This is a genomic window from Cellulomonas citrea, assembly GCF_009829685.1.
In the GTDB taxonomy this organism is placed as follows: Bacteria; Actinomycetota; Actinomycetes; order Actinomycetales; family Cellulomonadaceae; genus Cellulomonas; species Cellulomonas citrea.
In genome coordinates, this window is sequence record NZ_VWSD01000315.1 from 1 (window position 1) to 1056 (window position 1056).

1 protein-coding gene is annotated in these 1056 nt (G+C 76.2%); it reads left to right on the forward strand.

Going from position 1 to position 1056, the window contains the following annotated elements; all coding sequences use genetic code 11:
• Window positions 1-115: 115 nt before the first annotated feature.
• Window positions 116-1056, forward strand: a 941-nt coding sequence (locus tag F2B26_RS16430) for a pirin family protein (RefSeq protein WP_159811151.1), incomplete at its 3' end; no start/stop codon positions are given.

Sequence of the window (1056 nt, forward strand, 5' to 3'; positions counted from 1 at the left end):
CGGCTCGCCGCGTCCCGCCGCGCTGACCGGTGCGGCGGGACGCGGCGCCGACCCGGTGACCGGGTCGGACCGGACCGCCCGACGTACGGTGGGCGCCGGACGGGGAGGAGCCGGTGTGACGAATCTCGAGCAGCAGCCGTCGGAGACGGTGTGCGCACCGCAGACCGGCGGTGCACCCGGCGGGGTCCAGGTGCTCACCCCGCGTGACGTGCCGCTCGGCGGGATCCGGGCGATGACGGTGCGGCGCACCCTGCCGCAGCGGGCGCGGTCCTTCATCGGCGCGTGGTGCTTCCTCGACCACTACGGCCCCGACGACGTGTCGGTGACCGGTGGCATGGTGGTGCCGCCGCACCCGCACACCGGGCTGGCCACGGTGAGCTGGCTGTTCTCGGGGCAGATCGAGCACCGGGACTCCCTGGGCACGCACGCCCTCGTGCGGCCCGGTGAGCTCAACCTCATGACCGCGGGCCGCGGCATCGTGCACTCGGAGTACTCGACCCCGGCGACGACGGTGCTGCACGGCGCCCAGCTGTGGCTCGCGCTGCCGGCCGCCGAGGTGGGCACCGCCCCGGCGTTCGCGCACCACGCGCCGGACCCGACCACGCTGCCCGGTGCCGTGCTGCGGGTGTTCCTCGGGTCGTTGGTCGGGGTGACGTCGCCGGTGCCGTGGTTCACCCGGGTGCTCGGTGCCGAGGTCGTGCTCGACGCCGGTGCGCGGCTCGTGCTCGACGTCGAGCCGGGGTTCGAGCACGGGGTGCTCGTCGACTCCGGGCAGGTGCAGGTCGCGGGGACCGCCGGCCGGCCGGGCGAGCTGCTCTACGTCGCTCCGGGGTCGCCCGACCTGGCGCTCGCGGCCGGGCCGGACGGTGCGCGCGTGCTGCTGCTGGGCGGTGCGCCGCTGGGGGAGCGGATCGTCATGTGGTGGAACTTCCTCGGGCGTTCGCACGAGGACGTGGTCGCGGCCCGTGCGGCGTGGCAGGGCGGGATCGGTGCGGAACCGGTCGGTGCGGGGGCGGGCCCGGACCGGTTCGTGCCGGTGCCGGACGACCCGCACCC